General features: G+C 63.7%; 19 protein-coding genes. 12 read left to right on the forward strand and 7 right to left on the reverse strand.

Translation table 11 applies throughout. The features are described 5' to 3' along the window. Window positions 1-3: 3 nt before the first annotated feature. Genes hpaD through hpaH form a run of 3 tightly spaced genes read left to right on the forward strand, consistent with a single transcriptional unit; the run spans window position 4 to window position 2,692 of the window. Window positions 4-984, forward strand: coding sequence for a 3,4-dihydroxyphenylacetate 2,3-dioxygenase (hpaD, locus tag NLY36_RS23945; protein ID WP_023692268.1), 981 nt, complete (start codon window positions 4-6; stop codon window positions 982-984). A 29-nt stretch (window positions 985-1,013) separates the two neighbouring features. Then, window positions 1,014-1,889: a fumarylacetoacetate hydrolase family protein gene (locus NLY36_RS23950; RefSeq protein WP_023735687.1), complete on the forward strand. Its 876-nt coding sequence runs from the start codon at window positions 1,014-1,016 to the stop codon at window positions 1,887-1,889. Then, window positions 1,883-2,692, forward strand: a complete 810-nt coding sequence (hpaH, locus tag NLY36_RS23955; RefSeq protein ID WP_023735686.1) for a 2-oxo-hept-4-ene-1,7-dioate hydratase — start codon at window positions 1,883-1,885, stop codon at window positions 2,690-2,692. Before NLY36_RS23950 ends, hpaH begins: the two co-directional genes overlap by 7 nt. A gap of 17 nt (window positions 2,693-2,709) precedes the next feature. Here the strand turns inward: hpaH and NLY36_RS23960 are convergent, their stop codons facing one another. From NLY36_RS23960 to NLY36_RS23985, 6 genes are read right to left on the reverse strand one after another with little or no spacing between them, the layout of a single operon-like run. After that, window positions 2,710-3,741, reverse strand: a complete 1,032-nt coding sequence (locus NLY36_RS23960; protein WP_023695207.1) for a phosphotransferase enzyme family protein — start codon at window positions 3,739-3,741, stop codon at window positions 2,710-2,712. Then, window positions 3,738-5,045: an aminotransferase class III-fold pyridoxal phosphate-dependent enzyme gene (locus tag NLY36_RS23965; protein ID WP_023695208.1), complete on the reverse strand. Its 1,308-nt coding sequence runs from the start codon at window positions 5,043-5,045 to the stop codon at window positions 3,738-3,740. The genes NLY36_RS23960 and NLY36_RS23965 overlap by 4 nt, the downstream gene beginning before the upstream one ends. Before the next feature lie 33 nt (window positions 5,046-5,078). After that, window positions 5,079-6,428: an aminotransferase class III-fold pyridoxal phosphate-dependent enzyme gene (locus tag NLY36_RS23970; RefSeq protein WP_023735685.1), complete on the reverse strand. Its 1,350-nt coding sequence runs from the start codon at window positions 6,426-6,428 to the stop codon at window positions 5,079-5,081. Between the two features lie 20 nt (window positions 6,429-6,448). Beyond that, on the reverse strand, window positions 6,449-7,111 hold the full coding sequence (locus NLY36_RS23975) for an HAD family hydrolase (protein ID WP_023695210.1): 663 nt from the start codon (window positions 7,109-7,111) through the stop codon (window positions 6,449-6,451). Further along, entirely contained in the window at window positions 7,108-8,391 is a 1,284-nt protein-coding gene (locus tag NLY36_RS23980; RefSeq protein ID WP_023735684.1) for a Tm-1-like ATP-binding domain-containing protein, read from the reverse strand. Before NLY36_RS23980 ends, NLY36_RS23975 begins: the two co-directional genes overlap by 4 nt. Beyond that, window positions 8,391-9,161, reverse strand: a complete 771-nt coding sequence (locus NLY36_RS23985) for an IclR family transcriptional regulator (protein WP_023735683.1) — start codon at window positions 9,159-9,161, stop codon at window positions 8,391-8,393. Before NLY36_RS23985 ends, NLY36_RS23980 begins: the two co-directional genes overlap by 1 nt. A gap of 166 nt (window positions 9,162-9,327) precedes the next feature. Between NLY36_RS23985 and NLY36_RS23990 the strand changes: the two genes are divergently transcribed. The 3 genes from NLY36_RS23990 to NLY36_RS24000 all read left to right on the forward strand — a co-directional run bounded on the left by NLY36_RS23990 (window position 9,328) and on the right by NLY36_RS24000 (window position 13,517). Then, a complete protein-coding gene (locus tag NLY36_RS23990) occupies window positions 9,328-10,776 on the forward strand; it encodes an APC family permease (protein ID WP_023695214.1) in 1,449 nt (482 codons plus the stop codon). 63 nt (window positions 10,777-10,839) lie between these two features. Beyond that, window positions 10,840-12,033: a cytochrome P450 gene (locus NLY36_RS23995; protein WP_023735682.1), complete on the forward strand. Its 1,194-nt coding sequence runs from the start codon at window positions 10,840-10,842 to the stop codon at window positions 12,031-12,033. Next, window positions 12,030-13,517 carry an aldehyde dehydrogenase gene (locus NLY36_RS24000; protein ID WP_023692260.1) on the forward strand — a complete coding sequence of 496 codons (1,488 nt, stop codon included), beginning with the start codon at window positions 12,030-12,032 and terminating at the stop codon, window positions 13,515-13,517. Before NLY36_RS23995 ends, NLY36_RS24000 begins: the two co-directional genes overlap by 4 nt. Window positions 13,518-13,694: 177 nt before the next feature. Here the strand turns inward: NLY36_RS24000 and NLY36_RS24005 are convergent, their stop codons facing one another. Beyond that, on the reverse strand, window positions 13,695-15,983 hold the full coding sequence (locus NLY36_RS24005) for a mechanosensitive ion channel family protein (RefSeq protein ID WP_245260222.1): 2,289 nt from the start codon (window positions 15,981-15,983) through the stop codon (window positions 13,695-13,697). 282 nt (window positions 15,984-16,265) lie between these two features. Between NLY36_RS24005 and NLY36_RS24010 the strand changes: the two genes are divergently transcribed. From NLY36_RS24010 to nirB, 6 genes are all read left to right on the forward strand, one after another. Further along, the gene (locus NLY36_RS24010) at window positions 16,266-16,868 is read left to right on the forward strand and encodes an ANTAR domain-containing response regulator (protein WP_023735680.1); all 603 of its coding nucleotides are present in this window, start codon (window positions 16,266-16,268) and stop codon (window positions 16,866-16,868) included. 2 nt (window positions 16,869-16,870) lie between these two features. After that, a complete protein-coding gene (locus NLY36_RS24015; protein ID WP_031201114.1) occupies window positions 16,871-18,109 on the forward strand; it encodes a CmpA/NrtA family ABC transporter substrate-binding protein in 1,239 nt (412 codons plus the stop codon). Between the two features lie 343 nt (window positions 18,110-18,452). Then, the gene (locus NLY36_RS24020) at window positions 18,453-19,781 is read left to right on the forward strand and encodes a CmpA/NrtA family ABC transporter substrate-binding protein (RefSeq protein WP_031249126.1); all 1,329 of its coding nucleotides are present in this window, start codon (window positions 18,453-18,455) and stop codon (window positions 19,779-19,781) included. 93 nt (window positions 19,782-19,874) lie between these two features. After that, a complete protein-coding gene (gene ntrB, locus NLY36_RS24025) occupies window positions 19,875-20,765 on the forward strand; it encodes a nitrate ABC transporter permease (RefSeq protein WP_023682697.1) in 891 nt (296 codons plus the stop codon). A 10-nt stretch (window positions 20,766-20,775) separates the two neighbouring features. Continuing rightward, window positions 20,776-21,573, forward strand: coding sequence for an ABC transporter ATP-binding protein (locus tag NLY36_RS24030; RefSeq protein ID WP_023735678.1), 798 nt, complete (start codon window positions 20,776-20,778; stop codon window positions 21,571-21,573). A 4-nt stretch (window positions 21,574-21,577) separates the two neighbouring features. Continuing rightward, window positions 21,578-24,028, forward strand: a complete 2,451-nt coding sequence (nirB, locus tag NLY36_RS24035; protein WP_023735677.1) for a nitrite reductase large subunit NirB — start codon at window positions 21,578-21,580, stop codon at window positions 24,026-24,028. Window positions 24,029-24,033 lie beyond the last annotated feature (5 nt).

The following is a 24,033-nucleotide window of genomic DNA, read 5'->3' on the forward strand; positions in this document are numbered from 1 at the left end:
CGCATGCCACTGCCCAAACCAAACCTCTATCCCGCCTTCAACATCGTGCGCCTCAGCCATGTCGAACTGGCGGCCACCGACCTTGCGAAATCCCGCGCCTTCTATGTCGACACGCTCGGCCTGCAGGTTACCGACGAGACATCGGACGCCATCTATCTAAGGGCCCTGGAAGAGCGCGGACACCACTGCATCGTGCTGAAGAGGGCCGGCAGCGCCGAAGCACGCGATCTCGGCTTCAAGGTTTTCTCGGATGAGGATCTCGACAAGGCCGAGCATTTCTTCAAGGCAAAAGGCCTGCCGGTCGAGTGGGTCGAGCGACCGTACCAGTCGCGCACCTTCCGCACCCGCGACCCGCACGGCATTCCGCTCGAGTTCTTTGCCCAAATGGAAAGGCTGCCGCCGATTCATCAGAAATATGCGCTCTACAAGGGCGTGAAGCCGCTGCGCATCGACCACTTCAACTGCTTCTCGCCCAATGTCGACGAGTCCGTCGCCTTCTACAACGAGCTTGGCTTCCGCGTCACCGAATACACCGAGGATGCCAGTAGCGGAAAGCTGTGGGCGGCCTGGACGCACCGCAAGGGCGGTGTCCACGACATCGCCTTCACCAACGGTGTGGGTCCGCGCCTGCATCACGTCGCCTTCTGGGTGCCGACACCGCTCAACATCATCGACCTGCTCGATCTGATGGCGACGACCGGTTACCTCGCAAACATCGAGCGCGGCCCAGGCCGGCATGGCATTTCCAACGCCTTCTTCCTTTATGTCCGCGACCCGGACAATCACCGCATCGAGATCTATTGCTCGGACTACCAGACGGTCGATCCGGATCTGGAGCCGATCAAATGGGACCTCAAGGACCCGCAGCGCCAGACGCTATGGGGCGCGCCGGCGCCGAAAAGCTGGTTCGAGGAGGGCAGCACCTTTGCCGGCGCGGCCGCACGCCAACCGGATTTGGCGGCGTCGCCGATCATCGCACCGTGACCACAGACGCGAACCTGACGGAGACCGGGATGACTGCACATGGGCGGCTCGCCACCTTCACCGTCGGCGGCAAGACGCGCTATGGCGTGGTCACAGATAAGGGCGTCGTCGACCTGTCGGCGCGGCACAGCCAGTGGCCGACGCTGCGCGAAGTGATCGAGGCCGGCGTGCTACGGCGGCTGGCGGAAGAGGCCGAAGCCTACGCCGTCGATTTTCCAGTCGGCGCCATCGCTTATGAAATCCCTGTGCCGTCGCCAGAAAAGATCATCTGCGTCGGCGTCAACTACCCGGACCGCAACGAAGAGTACAAGGACGGCCAGGCCGCGCCTTCCAACCCGTCGCTGTTCATCCGCTTCCCCCGCTCCTTCGTCGGCCACGATGCGCCGCTGGTGCGGCCGCCGGAATCGCCGCAGCTGGACTATGAGGGCGAGATCGTCATCGTCATCGGCAAGGGTGGACGACGCATCGCCGAGAGGGATGCGCTTGACCATATCGCGGCACTATCCCTGTGCAACGAAGGCACCATTCGCGATTGGGTACGGCACGCCAAGTTCAACGTCACGCAGGGCAAGAATTTCGACCGCACCGGCTCGCTCGGTCCGTGGCTGGTGCCGTTCACCGACGAGGCGCAGATTGCCGACATCGCGCTGACCACCCGCGTCAATGGCGAATTGCGCCAGCAGGACCGCACCAGCCGGATGATCTTCTCGTTCCGCAAGATCATCGCCTATGTCTCCACCTTCACCACGCTGGTGCCAGGCGATATCATCGTCACCGGTACGCCGACCGGCGCCGGCGCCCGCTTCGACCCGCCGATCTGGCTGAAGCCGGGCGACGTGATCGAAGTCGAAGCCGACGGCATCGGCGTGCTCCGCAACGGCGTCGTCGACGAGGCAGCATCGTGACCCCCGAGCAAGTTGAAGATGCCGCGGCAAGGCTGTTCGAAGCCGAGCGTTCGCGCCGCCAGATCCGTCTGCTCAGCCTCGATTTTCCCGACGCGACGATGGAGGATGCCTATCGCGTCCAGGCAGCGCTGGTGAAACGCAAGACCGATGCCGGGCTGACCCCGAAGGGCTGGAAGATCGGCCTGACATCGAAGGCGATGCAATATGCGCTCGCCATCGACACGCCGGATTCGGGCGTGCTGTTCGACGACATGTTCTTCAACGACGGCGCGACGATACCCGTCGGCCGCTTCATCCAGCCGCGCGTCGAGGCCGAGATAGCCTTCGTCATGAAGGCGCCGCTGAGGGGCCCAGGCGTGACCATCTTCGACGTGCTCAACGCCACCGATTATATCACGCCGGCGCTCGAAATCCTCGACACGCGCATCGAACGCGTCAATGCCGAGACAAAGAAGGCGCGCACTTTCTTCGATACGATTTCCGACAACGCCGCCAATGCCGGCATTGTCATCGGCGGCCAGCCGCAACGACCCGATGAAGCCGATATGCGCTGGATCGGCGCCATCGTCTCGCGCAATGCGGAGGTCGAGGAGACTGGGCTTGGCGCCGGCGTGCTCAACCATCCCGCGATGGGCATTGCCTGGCTGGCGGACAGGCTCGCCCGCTACGGCATGTCCATCGCGGCCGGCGAGGTGGTGCTGTCCGGATCGTTCGTGCGCCCGGTCGAGGCGCGGCCCGGCGATACCATCGTCGCCGACTTCGGCAGCTCGGGAACGGTCAGTATCCATTTCGCCAAGAGCTGACGGCTCTCATCGGCTCGTCAGTTGGGCTGTTCACCGCGCAGGTAGTCAATCACCACATCGGCTGCGATGGTCGACATGCGCAAGCCGACATCCCTGGTGATGTCGCCTTCGACGCGGCTTTGCACCCAGCCAAGGAACGCGAAGGCACGCAAGGCGGCGAATAGAGGCAATGCGGCGATGTCCTGCGGGGTCAGCGCACGCTCTTGCTGGTAGCCGTCAAGCAAAGCGGTTTCGATCAGCGGGTAGATCGCCTCCTCGCGGTTCTGGTAGAGGGCGACGGCAAGGTCGTACATGTGCCAGCCATGGCCGCAATCGTCGAAGTCGATGATGCGTACGGCACGGTCATGGATGAGCACGTTCTCGCGCACCAGATCGGCGTGGATGATGCCGAAATTGCGCGCGCTGCGCTCATGTTCCGACAGCGCCTTCACTGCGTTGTCGCGCGCCTGCAAGACCAGCGCGCGGCGAGGACCATCGAGAAAGGGCGAGGTCTCGAACCGGCCCCAGACCGGGTTCGCCCCGAAGAAGCCGTCGAAGTCCCAGGCATGGCGCGCGAAGCCCGCGGGCGGCGTCCAGGAGGCAGTGACATTGTGCATATGGGCAATGGTCCGCCCGATCGCCGTGAAGATCTGGACCGACTGGTCGGCCGTGTAGACCAGTGGCACGCCGCGTGCGCCCACGGCGCGGCCCTCCAGCCAGCTCAGGCAATCGGCCTGCCGGGGCTGCGCCGAGGTGGCCATTCTGACAAGCACGAACGGATCGCCGGCCTGTGTTGCGACGCAAGACGGCGTGGCGACGCCGGCGGATTGCAGGAAGCCCATCCATTGCAGTTCCGAACGCAGCGCGGCGTCCGTGTGGTAGCCGAGCCGGTGGATGCGCATGGCTGCCGGCTGGCCATCCGGCAGCCGCACGCGGAAGACGGCGTTCTCGCGGTGCTTCAGAAGTTCCGGCTCAGAGTTGCGGACGCCCCAATGTTCGAGCGCACGCCTGGCGAGCTCCGTGACATCGGCTGCCGTTTCGGGCTCGGATTGGGTGGAAACAGAATTCACGCCGGCACTCCGCCGACTTGGCCCAGCACCTCGTCCAGCAGGCCGATCAGGAACTCGGCATTGTCGCGCGAGAACGGCATGGGCGGGCGGATCTTGAGCACATTGCCGTGGATGCCGGTCTTGCCCATCAGCACGCCGCGATGGCGCATGCGATTGGCGACCTGCTCGGCAATGTCGGGCGCCGGTTCGCGCGTGTCGCGGTCGTGGACCAGCTCGGCGCCGAAGAACAGTCCGGCCCCCCTGACCTCGCCGATGCACTCATGCCGATCGGCCAGCGGGCGCAGCAGGCCAAGCGCATAGGCGCCGACGTATTTCGCGTTGGCGACAAGGTTTTCCTGTTCGATGACGTCGAGGACGGCATTGGCGACTGCGCAGGAGACCGGGTTGCCGCCAAAGGTGTTGAAGTAGCGGAAAGCGTCGCGGAAGGTCGCCAGTATCTCCTTGGTGGTGACCACGGCCGCGATCGGATGGCCATTGCCCATCGGCTTGCCCATGGTGACGATGTCGGGGACGAAGCCGGCGCGCTGATGGCCCCAGAAATGGCTGCCGGTGCGGCCGAAGCCGGGCTGCACTTCGTCGGCGATGACCAGACCACCGGCTTCGCGCACGGCCCCCAAGGCGTCGTCGAAAAATCCGGTGGGCAGAGCCGGGAAACCTTCATTGGCGAGCAGCGGACACAAGATGATGCCAGACAGGCCAATGCCATCCTGTGCCAGCGAGGCGATCGCTTGAAGCACGGCGTCGCCAAAGGCCTTGCCATTGGCCATCGCATCGGGATGGCGATAGCTGTCGGGGGCCGGCACCAGCCTGACATGGGGGGCGCGGCCGCGGATCGGAGGCATGCGCGTGCTCAGCTGCGAAACCGCCGTCGTGTTGCCATGATAGGTGGCGTCGGTGGCGATGATGCCCATATTGCCGGAGGCGGCCTGCGCCATGCGCAGCGCGATGTCGTTGGCCTCGCTGCCGGTGCAGGTCAGGATTGCGGTGGCGAGGCTTGCATTGAAGGTCGCCGTCAGCCGCTCGACATAGTCGAGAATTGCGGTGTGCAGATAGCGTGTGTGGGTGTTGAGCAGGCTTGCCTGACGGCACAAGGCCTCGACCACATGCGGGTGGCAATGGCCGACATGGGCGACGTTGTTGTAGGCATCGAGATACTTGCGGCCGTCGGCATCGTAGAGCCAGACGCCTTCGCCGCGCACCAGGTGCACGGGCTCGTCGTAGAACAATTGCGATTTCGCGCCGAGCAGGCGGGCACGCCGCTTGACGAGCGCTTCCTCGCTCGGGTTCTTCTCAGATTGGGTCATTGCGTACCAAACTCCATTGCGTCAGCGGGTCCATCAGGCCCTCGACAGACCTGCATCGATGGCCTCGCCGATCTTTGCCACGTCGGCGGCGCCGATGATCAGCGGCGGCGACAGGATGATGTTGTTGCCGGACACGCGCAGCATGACGCCGGCGTCATAAGTGGCTTCCGAAACCACGGCCATGGTCTTCTTGTCCACCGGCTTTTTCGTCGTGCGATCGGAGACCAGCTCTAGCGCAGCCATCAGGCCCTTGTACCTGATGTCGCCGACGATCGCGTGCTTGGCTTTTAGCCCCTCCAGCGTCGCCGCCAGCTCGATGCCGCGCGCGGCTGCGTTCTCGTCCAGGCGAAGCCGTTTGGTCTCGGCAAGTGCAGCCAGCCCTGCCGCGCAGCCGACAGGATGGCCGGAATAGGTATAGCCATGACCGATCGCCCCGAAGCTGGTCTTGTCGGCCTCGAAGACGTCGGCGACCTTGGCGCCGATCAAGGTGGCGCCGAGCGGGAAATAGCCCGAGGTGATCGCCTTGGCGATGGTCATGAAATCCGGCTTCACGCCGGACAGCCGCGAACCCGACCAGGCGCCGGTGCGACCGAAGCCCGTGACCACCTCGTCGGCGATCAGCAGGATTCCGTGGCGGTCGCATACCTCGCGCACCAGCGGCATGAAGCTGTCATGCGGAACGATGACGCCGCCGGCGCCGAGAACCGGCTCCATGATGAAGGCGGCAATGGTGTCGCCGCCCTGGAAGGCGATCTCATCCTCCAGCGCTTTGGCGCACAGTTTGGCCAGCCGCGCCGGATCGGTCTCATCGAACGGATTGCGGAAGGTCCAGGGTGCGGGAATGTGGAAGACGCCGGGCATAAGCGGCTCATAGTTGCGGCGGAAATTGGCGTTGCCGTTGACTGACGCGCCACCGAAATGGGTGCCGTGATAGCCCTTCTTCAGCGCGAGGAATTTTGTCCGGTCGCCCTGGCCGCGGATCTTCCAGTATTGGCGGGCGAGCCGCAGTGCGGTTTCGACCGAATCCGAGCCGCCCGAGGTGAAGAAGGTCCGCACCATGCCTTCCGGTTCGAACCATTCGCTGAGTTCGTAAGCGAGCTCGATCGACGGGCCGGTCGACGTGCCGCGAAACCCGGAATAGTAGGGCAGGGCGCTGAGCTGGTCGGCGATGGCCTTCTTGATCGGGTCGCAGGAGTAGCCGAGATTGACGTTCCACAGTCCGCCAACCGCATCGAGCACGGTGTTGCCGTCGATGTCGGTGACCATCACGCCTTCGCCTTTCATGATCACCTTTGGCGGGTTGGCCCGCATCTCGGCCGGGTGTGCCATCGGATGCCAGATCGGCTTGGCGTTTTTCTCGGTGAGGAAATTGATGTCGCGCATCGCAAGGCTCCGCAAATGTCTCAGGAGATGAGGTCGAAATGGCCGAGGGCCTCGGCATAGGAAAGTGCCGGCCGCGCGACGTCGAAATGAACGGTGCGCATGCCGGCGGCACGGCCGCCATCGACATTGCGCTGCTGGTCGTCAACGAACACACAGGCGCGGGCAGGCAGGCCAAGCGCCTCGGTCACCAAGGCATAGGCGCGCGGATCGGGCTTGAGGATGCGGGTATAGGTGGCGTCGACGATGGTGTCGAACAGCTCGAGCAGCGGCAGCCGCTGACGGAAGCCGGCGCCATAGAACAGATCTAGCTCGTTGGACAGGATCGCCAGGCGAAATCCCGCCGCATGCACGGTCCGGATGGCGCGGACGGCTTCGGGCCGCACGATCTTTTCCGGCTCGGCTCCGCGTGCGCGCTGGACGAATGTCTCCATTGCCTCCCAGTCCTCGCCGACGAGCCGGCCGACTTCGCTGGTGCGGGTGCGCCAATAATCGCGCTCGCTGATCTCGTTGGCCTGCATGGAGCGCCACAGCGGATCTGAATCCGGGTCGAACGGCCCGTGCCATTGCAGCGTTCCCGGCGCGAGGCCGAGCGCCTGTTCGGTCAAGGCATGGGTTTCGAAAAGGGTCCGGGTGACGACGCCGCCGAAATCGAGGACGAGCGCCTGGGCAGGAACAGCGCTCACGCAGCCACTCCCTTGGCCGGCATGCCGCGCGGGATGATGCCTTCCTCGACCCAGCGGTCGAAGATTTCGAGCGCCTTGCCGACGAACTCGTCGCTGTTGATGTGGGCGTCGATCTCGTGGAACTCGACGCCGGCGGGAATGGCCTTGCGCATCTCATCGGTGAACGCCGCGAGGGCTTCGGGTTCGTACAGCGGCTCGCCCTGCGCATCCCATTCCTGGATGCCGCCGGAGGGCAGGATGAAAGCGGAGCGCCCCTTCGACGCACCGAGCTTGGCGGCGATGGTCCTGGCGACTTCACGGCGGTCGGCGGCATCGACGGTGATCGAGCCGATCAACCTGTTATGAGCATGGAATGGCCGCTGCGCGAACTTTGTCGGCAGCGCCTGCCAGGTCGGCAAATCGACCATGTCTACGGCGCCAGGGGCTGCGATCTGCGGAATGCCGCGGGCGCCGGCATTCTCGAGCCGGTCGGCGCCGGAGCTGACGACCGAACCGGCAAGATGATTGGTGATCTCCTGCAGGCTGAAGTCGAACACCGCGCAGAAATGGTCCTGGCTGGCGATCGATTCGAAGGCCCGGCCCCCCATCCCGGTGGTGTGAAAGACCGCGACATCATAGCCGCGCCGCTCCAACGCCGGCTTCAGCGTCTTCATATAGCGCAGGCAACTGCTGCCCAGCGAAGTCATGCCGATCGTCGGTCCGACCGCCGGGGCCGAAGCACGGGATGCAAGCACGATCTTCGCCGCACCGACCACCGCGCCGCAGGCCTGGGAAAGGACCAGCTTGCAGATGGTGTTGAGGCCGTAGAGCCCGCCTGCCCACAGGATCATCATCAGGTCGGGCGCGACACGCTCGGGCGGAATGAGATGCGAGTAGGCGATGGTCGAGACGACGAATTTCGGCACGCCGAGCGGCAGGCACAGCGCGACATCGAGCGCCAAATCGGTTCCCATCGAACCGCCGATGGCGATGAAGGCGTCGATGTCGCCGCGCTGATGAAGCTGGCGCACGAGCTGAACGGCGCCGACGGCCATCAATGTCATGGCGGTGTTTTCATCGCCGCTCGAGACGATTTCGGCCATCGTCACACCAGCGGCCCGCGCAACGGCATGCTTGTCGTGATCGGGACTATAGGCGGGGTCGCCCAGCACGCTGACGTCCATCATCACGGCGCGGCCACCGGATGCCTCGATACACGCTTTCATGAACAGCAGTTCGTCGGTCTTGGTGTCGCCCGTGCCGATGACCAGGATGCGGGGCGTCGCCATATCTGCAGACATCAGGCCTGCCTCCTCAGGGTTTGCAGGTTTTCGCCATTGAGGCGCATCGAAATCTCCCGTGCCGCGGTCACAACCGCAAGCCCTCGTTCCACGATCGCAGCCGGTGTCGTCCTGGCCTTCGGGGCTGCCACCGCAATTGTCCCCAGCGCAAGTCCGTTGGCGGCGCCGATTGCAGCCGCGACGCCGATCACGCCGTCCTCATGGCCCTGGTCGCAGATCGAATAGCCGCGGTCGCGCGCCTCGCCGATCGACTTTGAAATGGCGGCCGGCTCGACGAGGGTATGATCGGTGAAGGCCTCAAGCGAACCTGTCAGGCATGCTTTCACGGTCGCGTTGTCGGCGAAGGCGAGATAGGCGATGCCGGAGGCGGTGGAATGCAGCGGCAGAAGCTGGCCGACATCGATGTTCACCCGGTTTGCCCAGCTTGAATGCTCGACATGGACGGTGATCAGCCTGTCGACGCCGAATTCCGACAGATGCACCGTCTCGGTTGTCGAACCCGCCAAATCCTGCGCCACGGGAATTGCCGTTTGCAGGAACGGGAAGCAGGCTTCGCGGATACGCGCCAGCCGCGACAGGCCGGCGCCGAGGCGATAGTGCCGCGTGCCGGCATCCTGCTCGACGAAGCCATGGCCGCCCCGCGCCATCAGCAGCCGCCGCGTCGTCGCCTTGTCGAAGGCGCACCGCCGCCCGAGATCGGAAAGTCCGAGCTCGGGCTCGTCCACCGTGAACAGTTCCAGAAGTGAAATCGCCTTGCCGACCGCACCCATCCAGCCTCCCGCTCGGATAGAAACTTAATGTGTGAATTAACTTGACAGGCATCGGCATTCTTTGCAAGTCTATATTCAAAATAAGGGTTCAAATAATGAACCGATGGCATTCAGGGAACAGGCCGAGCGGCCGCGAACCCAGGGGTTCGTAAGACTGGAGGGACAAATGTCAGCAGTTTCGGAACAGGCGCCCCCCAACAGGCTGCGCAAGAACAGTCTTGGCGTCGGCGCTATCACCTTCATGGTGATTTCGGCGGCGGCGCCGCTCACCGCGGTTGCCGGCGGCACGCCGCTCGGCATGCTTATGGGCAATGGGGCGGGCTTTGCCGGCACCTATCTTATCGTGACCGTGTTGCTGCTGCTGTTTGCGGTCGGCTATGTCGCCATGTCGCGCCATGTCGGCAATGCCGGCGCCTTCTATGCCTATGCCGCGCGCGGGCTGGGCGGTTTTGCCGGCGGCGCAACCGCAATCATCGCGATCCTGTCCTACAACGCCATGCAGATCGGGGTCATGGGCCTGCTGGGGGCCGCGACCGCCGGCCTGTTCGCCGGCTGGGACATCGACCTGCCCTGGTGGGTGTGGAGCTTCATCGCCGTCGCCATCGTCGCGGTATTGGGCTACCGCCAGGTCGACCTGTCGGCCAAGATCCTGACGGTGCTGGTGTTGTGCGAATACATCGTTGTGCTGGTGCTAGACCTCGCCATCCTCAAGACCGGTGGCGACAGTGGTCTCTCGGCGGCGCCGTTCAGCTGGAGCCAGATCGTCAGCGGCTCGCCCGCCATCGCCATCCTGTTCTGTTTCGCCGCCTTCATTGGTTTTGAGGCGACGACGATCTACGCCGAGGAAGCCCGCGACCCCAAGGTGACGATTCCGCGCGCCACCTATTTCTCAGTGTTGCTGATCGGCGTCTTCTACATGGTCACGGCCTGGCTGATGGCGGTCGGCGCCGGCGTCGACAAATTGTTGCCCGCACTGCAGGCGCTTCAGGATCCGACGACTTTCCTGTTCGGCCTGTCCGACCGCTACGCCGGAACCATGCTGTCGCACGCCATGGGCATCCTGTTCGTGTCGAGCCTGTTTGCCGGCGTGCTGGCGTTCCACAACGCGGTTGCCCGCTACATCTACGTCTCGGGCCGCGAGAAGCTGTTGCCTGAAGCGATCGGCGTGACGCATTCAGTGCACCAGAGCCCGCATGTCGCTTCCGTCATCCAGAGCGTGTTGGCAGCGATCGTCATCGGACTGTTCGCGATACTCGGCCTCGATCCGGTTCTGGCGCTGTTTTCCTGGCTGACCAATGTCGCGACGCTGGGAGTCATCGTCATGATGGCGGTGGCCTCGCTCGCCGTGGTGATGTACTTCCGCGCCAACCCGTCGACGCAGGAGAATGCGCTGAAGACCACCATCCTGCCTGGGCTGGCCTTCATCGCTTTCGTCGTCATCATCTACCTGATCGTCATTAATTTCGGTGGCCTGTCCGGGGCCGGTGGCTTCCTTGGCGTGTTGCTGCCGGGGCTGGTGCTGATTGCCGCGGTGGTCGGCCTGCTGCTTGCCGGTGCGTTGAAGAGCCGGGATCCGGTTGCCTTCGAAAATCTCGGCGTGCCGCTGAAGGACTAGGACAAAGGACAAGGGGGTAGCGCGTTCGGCGCCGCCCCTTTCCATCGCAAGGGAGTAACGGCGTTGAGCTTTGCCGAGAGCATCACCGTTGAGGCGCTGGAAGCCGATCCGTATCCGATCTATGCGGAACTGCGGCGCAGTGCGCCTGTCGCTTTCGTGCCGGCGGTCAATCTCTGGTTCGTCACCCGCTGGAAGGACGTCGAGACCGTCGCAAAGTCACCCGACATCTTCTCCGCCGTCGTCGGTACGTCTCCGGTCGAACGCTCGTTCGGCAAGCCGACCATCCTGACCACCGACGGCGAAACGCATAGACAGCTGCGCCAAGGCGTCGATCCGAAATACCGGCCGCGCACCGTCGCCGCCTATGCCGGCGATCTCGTACGGTCGATTGCCGAACCTTTTCTCGACCGGATCGCCGAACAAGGCTCCGCCGAGCTGATGGCGGATTATTTCGAGCCGGTGTCGACGCTCAGCCTGGCGCGCTCGCTTGGCCTTGCCGACATCGACATGCCGACGCTGCGCCGCTGGTTCTATGGCCTTGCGCAGGGCGCCATCAATTTCGAGAACGACCCGAAGCGGCAAGAGATCGCCGACGCGATCAGCGCCGAGGTCGGCGCAGCCATCCGGCCGACTCTGGATAGACTGGCGCGCGCCCCCGACGGCTCGGCGCTGTCGCATATGCTGCATGACGGCATGCCGGAAGGCACGACGCGGCCGATCGATTTCTTGATGCCGAGCATCAAGGTCATTCTGCTTGGCGGCATGCAGGAGCCCGGACATGGTGCCGGTTCGATCCTCGCCGGCCTGCTTGCGCATCCCGAACAATTGCGGCAGGTGCTCGCCGATCCCGAGACCTTTGTGCCCAGGGCTGTCGATGAAGGCTTGCGCTGGGTGGCGCCGATCGGAACCCAGACGCGGCAGACGACGCAGGCGGTCGAGCTTGGCGGCGTAACCATCCCTGCCGGCGCCGCGGTCGCTGCACTTGTCTCCTCGGCAAGCCGCGACGAGAGCCGCTTTGCCGATCCAGACCGCTTCGACATCAACCGCAGGGAAGGCAATCATGCCGCCTTCGGCTTTGGTCATCATTTCTGTTCGGGCCGGTTTTTCGCGCGCGAGCAGATGTGCCTTGCGTTAAGGCTGCTGCTCCTGCGCTTCCCCGATGTCAGCCTGGTGCCAGGCAAGGTGCCGGTGTTTCGCGGCTGGGAATTCCGCGCGCCAACCACGTTGTATGTTTCCCTGGGAGTCCGCCACCAATGATCAGCCAGAATGCCATCGACGCGCTGCGCAAGACGGAGATCGGCGAGCGGGGCTTGTTTATCGACGGCGTACAGGCTGCAGCGACGAGCGGCGCGACGCTGGCGGTGATTTCGCCGATCGACGGCCGCCCTTTTGCCAGCATCGCTGACGGCAATGCCGCCGACATCGATCGCGCGGTCCGATCGGCGCGAAAAGCATTCGAGAAGGGTTCATGGTCGCGCGCCGCCCCTGCCTTTCGCAAGAAGGTGCTGACGAAATTTGCCGAGCTGATCGAAAAACATGTCGATGAGCTGGCCGTGCTTGGCGTGCGCGACAACGGCACCGAGATCGGCATGGCCTACAAGGCCGAGCCGCTGTCGGCGGCCGGCACCATCCGCTACTACGCCGAGGCGATCGACAAGGTCTATGGCGAGATCGCGCCGACGGCCGACAATGTGCTCGGGCTGATCCACAGGGAGCCACTCGGTGTCGTCGGCGTCATCGTGCCGTGGAACTTCCCGCTGATGATCGGCGCCTGGAAGATTGCGCCCGCACTGGCCACCGGCAACAGCGTCGTCGTCAAGCCGCCGGAGATCGCCTCGCTGACCTTGCTGCGGCTGGCCGAACTCGCAAGCGAGGCTGGACTTCCCGAAGGCGTGTTCAACGTCGTTACCGGGCATGGTGCTGTCGCCGGCGAAGCGCTTGGCCTCCACATGGATGTCGACGCCATCGCCTTTACCGGATCGGGGCCGGTCGGCCGGCGGCTGCTCGAATACTCCGCCCGTTCCAATTTGAAGCGGGTCTTCCTCGAGCTTGGCGGCAAGTCGCCCAACATCGTCTTTGCCGACGCTCCGGACCTGAAGCAGGCGGCGGTCGTCTCGGCCAACGGCATCTTCCGCAATTCAGGCCAGGTCTGCGTGGCGGGCTCGCGTCTGCTCGTCCAGTCGTCGGTCTATGATCTTTTCATGGACGAACTTGTCTCGGCAACCACGCGGCTCAAGGTCGGCGACCCGCTCGATCTCGCCAGCGATATCGGTGCGGTATCGAGCGCCGAACAGCTGGACAAGAATCTCGGCTTCGTCGCCATGGCGCAAGCCGAAGGCGCCCGTCTCGTCGCCGGTGGCGAACGGATACTGACCGAGACTGGCGGCAGCTACATGGCGCCGACGATCTTCGAGAACGTGACGCAAGAGATGCAGTTGGCGCGCGAGGAGGTGTTCGGACCGGTGCTCGGCGTGATGCGCTTCGAGACCGAGGAGGAGGCGGTGCATCTCGCCAACTCCACTGTCTACGGACTTGCCTCGGCGGTGTGGACCGCCAATCTTTCCACGGCCCATCGCATGGTGCGCGCCATCAACGCCGGTGTCGTCCACGTCAACACCTATGGCGGAGCCGATATCACCGTGCCGCTTGGCGGCGTCAAACAGTCCGGTTTCGGCCGTGACAAGTCGCTGCATGCGCTGGAGAAATTTGTCGACCTCAAGACCGCCTGGATTGCGCTCTGAGCCTTGCGGAAAGGCCAGCGTATCTGCTCTTTTCGTCAAGCTTGGCCTCAGAAACGCCACGCTGGTGCTGGTTGGCGGCGATCGCGTCACCGCTATCGGCAGTTCCGACTAGCGTGGTGTCGTGGGTCCTGGTTTTGCGCGGAAAGCCGTGTTGCGGCCGGCCGGTATCACGGCGTCCTACTCCGTTGTGCTCGCTTTTTTTCTGCGCCGATTGGTGTGCGACTGGGCGACGGCCATTCGTAATTCGGGTGTGATCTCCAAAGGCGCATTCTCTGTCCCATGCGGGTCTTGCAGCCCCTGGACGTGAACGGTCGGGAATGGGAGCTCGATGCCCTGCTCCTTGAAGGCCTGGCGGAGGCGCAAAAAGAACCTGCCTTTCATGCTGAAGGCGCCTCCAGGTCTGGTCGTAACCTTGACCCTCAAGACGATGCCGTACTCGCCGAACTCCTGCACGCCCTGCATCTTGATCGGTTCGATCACCCAGTGTTTGAACTCCGGATCTTCGGCCAGTTCCAGGCCAATTCGCTTGATCAGTTTGCGAGCAAAGTCGATATCGGTGTCATAGCCAACGGTGATGTTGAATTTGTCGGTGACCCAGTCACGGCTCTGGTTCTGCACGGCGCCGAGTTCACCGAAAGGTATCGTGAACAGCGGACCACGATGGTGGCGCAGCTTCACCGAGCGCAGCGAAAAGCTCTCCACCGTACCCCTGTAGCTGCCCGATGAAATGTATTCGCCGACACGGAAAGCATCGTCGAGCAGATAAAACACGCCAGAGATCACGTCCTTGACGATGGTTTGCGCGCCAAAACCCACGGCGACGCCGACGACGCCGGCGCCGGCGATCAGCGGGCCGATCTGGATTCCGATCGAAGCGAGCATCATCAGCACCGCCATCACGATGATCACCGCGAGCAGAATGTTCTGAATGATCGGCAACAGCGTGTGCAGCCGCGCCTGATGCGGATCGAGGGTGAGGATGTCCTCCTCGCCCATCACGGCTTGCGGTATCGCGACGCCCAGCTTTCGTTCGATCAAGGCTTTGATGATCGACCAGCCGAAATCGGCAGCAAGGGCAATGACCACGACGTTGATCAAGCCGCGCAATATGAGCATGGTGGTCGTATCGCTGCCGCGCATGGATTGCATGTCCAGGCCCAGTACGCGTGCGAGAAGGTAAGCCGCCGCGAGGATGAAAATCATCCGGATACCGCGATCGATGACAGCGATCGTCACCGCCGGGATCGTCGGCCGGCCCGCATCTTCCGAACCGGGCCGCAGGACGAAATTAACCCCGCGCTCTGTCAGCACAATTGCCAAAGGCAGGAAGAATGCGGTGAAGGTAAACCAGAAGAATGTGTAGAGGCCGGCAATGCGTTCGAGGAACAGAACGACGAAATAAGCCGTCAACAACCATGTCACTGCCGTGTGACCGCTGTGGCGCGCGCCGTCTCGCTGCGTCCTTGGCCGACGCCAAATGGCCAGCAGGAAGAGCAACAGCAGGATGAAATCGGCGCCGACGGACAGGACCATCATTCCGTCCTGGTCTATGCCGAGACCCGGCAAGAGGACAAACGCGGCGGCGAAGAAGGCGAAAACGCCGACGATCCGGGGCAGCCAATAAGCCCAATGGTCAGCAGCTCCGTTGGTGATCGGCAGGGCACGAACCTCGATGGCGTGCTCGACCTCCATGAAAGAAGGGACGAGCGTGGCCATCACGTATAGGCGCACAGCCCACGTAAAGACCGCAGCCATCAGAAATGTCAGCACAATCTCGCGGATGAGCGCTGGCCAGTCGAACAGCATGAACGCACCGGCGCTGCCCAGCGCGAACGAGCCGATCATCATGCTGGAATAAAGCGTGCGGCCGCCGATCTTCTTGGCCCGCCCGATGGGCGTATCTCTGGGTTGCGCGATGATCCAAAGACGAAATGGACGGGTGAGCTTGTATATTGCCCAGGTGAGCGCCAGGCCGGCAGCGATAAAGATCGCAATCAGCACCAATATGCTGACGGGGCCCTTGCTGGACATATCGTCCATTGTCTGGGCCCGGACGCGTGCGAACTGGCCCGGCAGTGTGGGCACGGTTCGCACGATTTTCTCGATGTGATGCTTGATCCGATCGAGCGTCGAGGATGCCATTGTATTCATCTGGCTCGGTGCGGCCACGGCGTCGGCCGGCGGAGCGCCAGCCTCGGCAGGCGCTTCCGTTGATCCAGCGGCCGGATTTCGTTGCTCGGCCACCCAGGCCTTCACCGACGGATCGTCGAGAAGCTCGAACAGCTGTTTGACCTTGTCGGGCGCGACGGCGGCCGGTGACTGCGCCTGTGCCGGGCCAGCCAGCAGGAGGGCGATGCCAAGGACGAGTGGCCCGGCTATCAGGACGAACATCGTCGTCAGGCCTCCGAGACGCCGTGCCGGGCGCGCCAGCTTGCTGGCTCCCAATCGTCGTTTCATGAGCAGCATCGTGCGGTAACCTTCCGGTCAGATCGGCGAGCAAGGACAGCTATGTCCGTCGTTGCCCCCACCTTTAACAAGCCGATGTTGCGGTGCAAGTCTCATCGCACCTAGACCGTTGGGTAGGGCACCAGGGGACCGGCAAGGCTGTCATCACCAGCGCCAGCGTTGCGCTGCGTTCCTTGTCCCGACCACCTAGACCGGGTCGTTGTCGGTCGTCGGTTGCTCCGCGGCGGGAGCCTGTGACCATGCCGCATTGCACAATTTTGCGACCTTGCCCACAATGCACGCATGGTCCGCAGCTCACTCGCCGTCCTGGTCATCGACGAAAACCGTATCCGCGCCGCGATCATCGAGGCAGGTTTGCGCGAGGCCGGCCATGAGCGGGTCACCGTCATCCACGACGTGACCGGCATTGTGCGGCGCATCGCCGAGATCGAGCCGGACGTCATCGTCATCGACCTGGAAAACCCGAACCGCGACATGCTGGAAAACATGTTCCAGCTGTCGCGTGCGGTGAAGCGGCCGATCGCCATGTTCGTCGACCGATCGGACCAGGCATCGATCGAAGCGGCGGTCGATGCCGGCGTTTCGGCCTATGTCGTCGACGGCCTCAGGCAAGAGCGCGTCAAGCCGATCCTGGACATGGCGGTCAGCCGCTTCAACGCTTTCTCGCGCATGGCGCGCGAGCTGGAAGAGGTTCGAGGGGAGCTTGAGAGCCGCAAGGTGATCGACCGTGCCAAGGGCATCCTGATGAAGTCGCGCGGCCTGACCGAAGAGGCCGCCTACACGCTGCTGCGCAAGACGGCGATGAACCAGAACCGCAAGATCGGCGACATTGCCCAGAGCCTGGTGACTGCCGCCGGGCTGCTCGGGCCGTCGGAGGACGAATGAGCATGAGCGCCGAGCACCAGATCACCGCCGGCTTCATGCCGCTCTTCGACAGTGCCGTGCTGGTTGCGGCGGGTGAGCTTGGATTTGCCGCGCGCGAGGGCATCGATCTCACACTTCACCGCGAGACCTCCTGGGCCAACATCCGCGACCGCATCGCCATCGGCCATTTCCACCTGGCGCACATGCTGGGGCCGATGCCGCTCGCCTGCAATCTCGGGCTGACGCCGCTTGCTTCCGAGACCATCGTGCCGTTTTCGCTCGGGCTTGGCGGCAATTGCGTCACCATCTCCAACGCCGTCTGGGAAGGCATGGCGGCACACGGCGCCATACCCGATCTCGAGCCCGCGCGCGCGGGCGCAGCCCTCGGTGCCTTCATTCGCGACCGCGCCGGGGCTGGCGGCGATCCGCTGCGCTTTGCCGTGGTGCACCCGCATTCGGGGCATAATTACGAACTGCGCTACTGGCTTGCCGGGTGCGGCATCGATCCGGAGCGCGAGATCGAGATCGTCATCGTGCCACCGCCCTTCATGGCCGATGCGCTGGTCGCCGGGCGGATCGACGGCTACTGCGTCGGCGAGCCCTGGAACAGCGCCTCGGTCGCCGCCGGCACCGGCCATATCGTCACCGTCAAGGCGCTGCTGTGGCGCAACAGTCCGGAGAAGGTGATCGGCGTGCGCAAGGCCTGGTCGCAGGAGAACCCGGTCGCGCTGGCAGCATTGCTGCGCGCGCTGCATCATTCGGCGCGCTGGTGCCAGGATCGGGGCAACCACGCCGAACTGGCTGGTGTGATGGCTCAAGCTGGCTTCCTGGGCCTGCCACCAGCTGTCCAGATGCCGATCCTGACCGGCCATCTTGAACTGGGCGGCGGCGCCGAACTGGATGTCGACGACTTCTTCCTGCCCTTCGACAAGGCGGCGAACTTTCCGTGGAAGAGCCATGCGCTGTGGTTCTATACGCAGATGGTGCGCTGGGGGCATGTCGAGCACACGCCGGAAAACCTTGCTATCGCCCGTGACTGCTACCGTCCGGACCTCTACCGCTCGGCGCTAAAGCCGCTTGGCGTTGCACTTCCCGGCGCCAATGCGAAGGTCGAGGGCGCGCTTAAGGTCGCCACGGCTGTCGGTGCGACCGGGGCAGGCTTGGTGCTTGGGCCGGACGGCTTCTTCGACGGTCAGACCTTCGACCCCGACGAGATCGACGGCTATATAGCGCGCCAGAAAGCCGCTCGCGCGGAAGCCTGATCATTCTCGCGCCATTCTTGTGCATTGCACAAAAAATGTGCGTGCGATTGCTGTAGTGAACAATCTTTGATCTGCTTGCGATGTCGGCTCGCGTGCCGGCATCTGGCGCGTAATGTTGATTTCATTTAGGTTTTTCGTTTCACCCAAAACTGGCACGGTTCCTGCTTTGAATTAGTCAGGCCCTTCGCGGGTCACGGAACAGGCGTCCAATGGCGGGCGCCACAGGCAAAGCTGCCGCTCAGGTCAACGACGCGATCCCGGATGTACGGACGCGCGAGGCCTGGACGGCGGCTTTTTTGTTTTGGCCACTCGACGAAGCCCTCGCGTTCAACCGGAGATCACGATGAAAGAAAAAATAGGGAAATGGATCGGGACGGGAACATCGCTCAAGGATGTGACGCGCCGCGATTTTCTTGTCAGCAGCGCCATGACGGCCGGCCTGTTCGTGGCGGCCCGCAAGCTCTTCCCCTCGGGCGCCTATGCCGCCACGACCGCTCCGGAGGTCACCGGCGCCAAGCTCGGCTTCATCGCGCTGACCGACGCGGCGCCGCTGATGATCGCCAAGGAGAAGGGGCTGTTCGCCAAGTTCGGCATGCCCGACGTCGAGGTGCTCAAGCAGGCCTCCTGGGGCGCGACGCGCGACAATCTGATGCTCGGCGGCGCAGCCAACGGCATCGACGGCGCTCACATCCTGACGCCGCTGCCCTATCTCATGCACACCGGCAAGGTGACGCAGAACAACCAGCCGATGCCGATGGCTATCGTGGCGCGGCTCAACTACGACTGCCAGGGCATTTCGGTTGCGCAGGAATACGCCGGCACCGGTGTCGGCCTCGACGCCTCCAAGCTGAAGGACGCCTTCGCCGCCAAGAAGGCGGCCGGCAAGGAAATCAAGGCCGCCATGACGTTCCCGGGCGGCACCCATGATTTGTGGCTCCGTTACTGGCTGGCCGCCGGCGGCATCGATCCCGACAAGGACGTCTCGACCATTGTCGTGCCGCCGCCGCAGATGGTCGCCAACATGAAAGTCGGCAACATGGACGTGTTCTGCGTTGGCGAACCGTGGAACGAACAGCTCGTCCACCAGGGCGTTGGTTTCACCGCCGCCACCACCGGCGAACTGTGGAAGGGTCATCCCGAAAAGGCGCTCGGCCTCCGCGCCGAATTCATCGACAAATACCCGAACGCCACCAAGGCGATCGTGATGGCCGTCATGGAGGCCCAGCAATGGTGTGAGGCCACGGAGAACAAGGACGAGATGGCCGCCATCATCGGCAAGCGGCAATGGATGAACGTGCCTGTCGCCGACATTATCGGCCGCCTCAAGGGCGACATCAACTACGGCAATGGCCGCGTGGCCACCGGCACTGACCTCTACATGAAATTCTGGAAGGGTGGCGTCTCCTATCCCTACAAGAGCCACGACAGCTGGTTCCTCGCCGAAAACATCCGTTGGGGAAAATTCGCGCCGACCACCGACATCAAGACGCTGGTCGACCAGGTCAATCGCGAGGATATCTGGCGCGAGGCGGCGAAGGATCTCGGCCTTGCCGCAGCCGATATTCCGGCCTCGTCGTCGCGTGGCGTCGAGACATTCTTCGACGGCAAGATTTTCGACCCGGCCAACCCGTCGGCCTATCTCGACAGCCTGAAGATCAAGGCATCGGCTTGACCAGCGCAAACGGCGCGTTGCGCCGTTTGTCGCCCCCAGCGCAACGGCGCTTCGCCGTTGTCGCCCGCATCGACCCCGGAGTTATACCCAGACATGTCCATCCAAGCCATTGAGGAAACCACGGTGAAGGCGTTCCCCGCGAAGCCTGCCGCGGTCATCGCTTTCACCGCCAAAGCGCGGCGCCGCTTCGACCCGATCGCGATCGCCGGCAGGCTGGCCACCGCCCTGGTGCCGCCGGTCATCGTTATCGCCTTCATGCTGGTCGTGTGGCAGATCGCCTGCTCGTCGCCGACCGCCAGCCTGCCGCCGCCCAGCCAGGTGTGGAACGAGGCCTATGACCTGATCGCGCATCCGTTCTTCAACAACGGCCCGCAGGATATCGGCCTTGCGTGGCGGGTGCTGATCTCTCTGCAGCGCGTCGCCATCGGCTTCGGCCTGGCGGCGATCGTCGGCGTCGCGCTCGGCGCCCTGGTCGGCCAGTCGATCTGGGCCATGCGTGGCCTCGATCCGGTGTTCCAGATACTGCGCACCGTGCCGCCGCTGGCCTGGTTGCCGCTGTCGCTGGCTGCTTTCCGCGATTCCAGCCCGTCGGCGCTGTTCGTTATCTTCATCACCTCGATCTGGCCGATCATCATCAACACCGCCGTCGGCGTGCGAAACATTCCGGAAGACTACCGCAACGTCTCGCGCATCTTGCGGCTCAACCAGTTCGAATTCTTCGTCAAGATCATGGTTCCGGCCGCCGCACCCTACATCTTCACCGGCTTGAGGATCGGCATCGGCCTGTCCTGGCTCGCCATCGTCGCCGCCGAAATGCTGACCGGCGGCGTCGGCATCGGCTTCTTCATCTGGGACGCCTGGAACTCGTCGCGGCTGCCCGACATCATCGTCGCGCTCGCCTATATCGGCGTCACCGGCTTCTGCCTCGACCGCCTGGTCGCTGCGGTCGGCGCTTTCGTCACCCGCGGCACAACGGCAAAGTGAGGAGAGGGCGATGACGGCCTATCTGAAGCTCGACCATATCGACAAATCCTTTGCCCGCGGCGGTCAGGTCAGCGAGGTGCTCAAAGACATCAGGCTGACCATCGACAAGGGCGAATTCGTCTCCATCATCGGCCATTCCGGCTGTGGCAAGTCGACCTTGCTCAATCTGATCGCCGGGCTGACCAAGGTTTCCGCCGGCGCCGTGCTGCTTGAAAACAAGGAGGTCGACAGCCCCGGACCCGAGCGCGCCGTGGTGTTCCAGAACCACAGCCTGCTGCCATGGCTCACCGTCTACGAAAACATCAGCCTGGCGGTATCGAAAGTCTTTGGTCGTTCCAAGAGCAGGACCGAACGGCATGACTGGATCATGCGCAATCTCGATCTCGTGCAGATGGCCCATGCCAAGGACAAGCGGCCGGCCGAGATATCGGGCGGCATGAAGCAGCGCGTCGGCATTGCCCGGGCGCTTGCCATGGAGCCGAAGATCCTGTTGCTCGACGAGCCGTTCGGAGCGCTCGACGCGCTGACGCGCGCCCATCTGCAGGATGCGGTGATGGACATCCATTCCCGGCTTGGCTCGACGACGATCATGATCACCCACGATGTCGACGAGGCGGTGCTGTTGTCGGACCGCATCATCATGATGACCAACGGTCCAGCGGCGACCATCGGCGAGGTGCTGGCGGTGCCGCTGGCGCGGCCGCGTCGCCGCGTCGAACTCTCTTCCGACCGCACCTTCCTGCGCTGCCGCGAAGCGGTGCTGAAGTTCCTCTATGAACGTCATCGCTTCGTCGAAGCCGCGGAGTAACGCCATGACCGAAAAACTCGTCATCATCGGCAACGGTATGGCCCCCGGGCGCATGCTGGAGCATCTGCTCGAACAGGCGCCGGGCCGCTACACCGTGACCATCTTCAACGCCGAGCCGCGGGTGAACTACGACCGCATCATGCTGTCGCCGGTTCTCTCCGGCGAAAAGGCCTATGAGGAAATCATCATCCACGGCGACGGCTGGTACATCGCCAACAACATCACCCTCTACAAGGGTCACAAGATCGTCGCCATCGACCGGGCGGCCAAGACCGTCACCTCCGACCACGGCGTCACCGAGCCTTACGACAAGCTCGTCATCGCCACCGGATCGGTGCCCTTTATCATTCCGGTGCCCGGCCATGATCTGCCGGGGGTGCTGACCTATCGCGACCTCGACGATGTTCAGGCCATGATGCTTGCCGCCCAGTCGCGCGCCAAGGCCGTGGTCATCGGCGGCGGCCTGCTCGGGCTGGAGGCGGCAGCAGGTTTGAACGCCCAAGGCATGGACGTCACCGTGCTGCATGTCATGCCGACATTGATGGAGCGTCAGCTCGATCCAGCCGCCGGCTATCTCCTGCAGCGCGCGGTGGAACAGCGCGGCATCAAGGTCATCACCAAGGCCAACACCCAGGCGATCACCGGCAACGGCAAGGTCGGGCAGGTGGAGCTTGCCGACGGCACTATTATCCCGGCAACGCTGGTGGTGATGGCGGTCGGCATCCGGCCGAATGCGGCGCTGGCCAGGGAGGCCGGCATAGCCGTCAATCGTGGTATTGTCGTCGATGCCGGCATGCGCAGCAACGACCCCGACATCTACGCGCTCGGCGAATGCGCCGAGGTCTACGGCCAGGTTTACGGGCTGGTCGCGCCGCTCTACGAGATGGCGCGTGTTGCCGCGAGCCAGTTGGCCGGCAACGAGGCAGCGGCCTTCGTCCACATGGACACGCCGACCAAGCTCAAGGTCACCGGTATCGACCTGTTCTCGCTTGGCGACTTCGCCGAAGGCGAGGACCGCCAGGAGATCGTGCTGCGCGATGCCGCCGCCGGCGTCTACAAGCGCCTTGTCCTGAAAGACGACCGCATCATCGGCACCGTGCTTTATGGCGAGACAGCTGACGGCGCCTGGTTCAACGACCTCAAGAAGAAGCAGACCGACATATCGGAGATGCGCGACACGCTCATCTTCGGCCAGTCCTACCAGGGGGGTGCCCCGCTGGACCCTATGGCGGCCGTTGCAGCCTTGCCGGATGATGCGGAAATCTGCGGCTGCAACGGCGTTTGCAAGGGCAAGATCACCGGCGCGATCACGGCCAAGGGCCTGGCTTCGCTCGACGACGTGCGCGCCCACACCAAGGCATCGGCTTCCTGCGGTTCGTGCACCGGGCTGGTCGAGAAGCTGATGGTGCTGACCATCGGCGACAAATACAACCCGGCCGCCGTGCAACCGATGTGCGGCTGCACCACGCTCGGCCATGACGAGGTGCGCCGGCTGATCATCGCCAAGAGCCTGAAGACCATTCCCGCCGTCATGCAGGAACTGGAATGGACGACCTCCTGCGGCTGCGCCAAATGTCGGCCGGCGCTCAACTACTACCTCGTCTGCGACTGGCCCGATGACTATGCCGACGACTACCAGTCGCGTTTCATCAATGAGCGCGTCCACGCCAACATCCAGAAGGACGGCACCTATTCGGTGGTGCCGCGCATGTGGGGCGGCGTCACCAACGCCGCCGAACTGCGCGCCATCGCCGACGTCGTCGACAAGTTCGAGATACCGATGGTCAAGGTCACCGGCGGCCAGCGCATCGACATGCTGGGCATCCGCAAGGAGGATCTGCCGGCGGTGTGGGCCGATCTCGGCCAGGCCGGCTTCGTCTCAGGCCATGCCTACGCCAAGGGCCTGCGCACGGTGAAGACCTGTGTCGGCTCCGACTGGTGCCGCTTCGGCACGCAGGATTCGACCGGCCTCGGCATTCGCATCGAGAAATTCATGTGGGGCTCGTGGACCCCGGCCAAGGTCAAAATGGCGGTGTCGGGCTGTCCGCGCAACTGCGCCGAGGCGACCTGCAAGGATGTCGGCGTGATCTGTGTCGACAGTGGCTACGAGATCCATTTCGCCGGCGCCGCCGGCCTCGACATCAAGGGCACCGAAGTGCTTGGCCTGGTCAAGACCGAGGACGAGGCGCTGGAGCATATCGTGGCGCTGACGCAGATGTATCGCGAGCAGGGCCGCTATCTCGAGCGCATCTACAAATGGGCCAAGCGCATCGGCATCCCCGAGATCAAGCGCCAGATCATGGACGACGGTGCAAAGCGCAAGGCCTATTACGAGCGCTTCGTCTTCAGCCAGAAATTCGCCCAGGTCGACCCGTGGTCGGAACGCGTCTCCGGCAAGGACAAGCACGAGTTCCGGCCAATGGCTTCTGTCGGGTTTGCGCAGGCGGCGGAGTGATCAAA

It is taken from the genome of Mesorhizobium sp. C399B (genome assembly GCF_030323185.1).
Taxonomy (GTDB): Bacteria; Pseudomonadota; Alphaproteobacteria; order Rhizobiales; family Rhizobiaceae; genus Mesorhizobium.

Excerpts from the sequence above, each read along its gene's own strand:
- NLY36_RS24000 (WP_023692260.1), top strand. The coding sequence starts at position 12,030 with ATGATCAGCCAGAATGCCATCGACGCGCTGCGCAAGACGGAGATCGGC.
- NLY36_RS23970 (WP_023735685.1), bottom strand. The coding sequence starts at position 6,428 with ATGCGCGACATCAATTTCCTCACCGAGAAAAACGCCAAGCCGATCTGG.
- NLY36_RS24020 (WP_031249126.1), top strand. The coding sequence starts at position 18,453 with ATGAAAGAAAAAATAGGGAAATGGATCGGGACGGGAACATCGCTCAAG.
- NLY36_RS23985 (WP_023735683.1), bottom strand. The coding sequence starts at position 9,161 with ATGGGTGCGGTCGGCAAGGCGATTTCACTTCTGGAACTGTTCACGGTG.
- hpaD (WP_023692268.1), top strand. The coding sequence starts at position 4 with ATGCCACTGCCCAAACCAAACCTCTATCCCGCCTTCAACATCGTGCGC.
- NLY36_RS23980 (WP_023735684.1), bottom strand. The coding sequence starts at position 8,391 with ATGTCTGCAGATATGGCGACGCCCCGCATCCTGGTCATCGGCACGGGC.
- NLY36_RS23950 (WP_023735687.1), top strand. The coding sequence starts at position 1,014 with ATGACTGCACATGGGCGGCTCGCCACCTTCACCGTCGGCGGCAAGACG.
- ntrB (WP_023682697.1), top strand. The coding sequence starts at position 19,875 with ATGTCCATCCAAGCCATTGAGGAAACCACGGTGAAGGCGTTCCCCGCG.
- NLY36_RS23965 (WP_023695208.1), bottom strand. The coding sequence starts at position 5,045 with ATGACCCAATCTGAGAAGAACCCGAGCGAGGAAGCGCTCGTCAAGCGG.
- nirB (WP_023735677.1), top strand. The coding sequence starts at position 21,578 with ATGACCGAAAAACTCGTCATCATCGGCAACGGTATGGCCCCCGGGCGC.
- NLY36_RS24010 (WP_023735680.1), top strand. The coding sequence starts at position 16,266 with ATGGTCCGCAGCTCACTCGCCGTCCTGGTCATCGACGAAAACCGTATC.
- NLY36_RS24005 (WP_245260222.1), bottom strand. The coding sequence starts at position 15,983 with ATGCTGCTCATGAAACGACGATTGGGAGCCAGCAAGCTGGCGCGCCCG.
- NLY36_RS24030 (WP_023735678.1), top strand. The coding sequence starts at position 20,776 with ATGACGGCCTATCTGAAGCTCGACCATATCGACAAATCCTTTGCCCGC.
- NLY36_RS23990 (WP_023695214.1), top strand. The coding sequence starts at position 9,328 with ATGTCAGCAGTTTCGGAACAGGCGCCCCCCAACAGGCTGCGCAAGAAC.
- NLY36_RS24015 (WP_031201114.1), top strand. The coding sequence starts at position 16,871 with ATGAGCGCCGAGCACCAGATCACCGCCGGCTTCATGCCGCTCTTCGAC.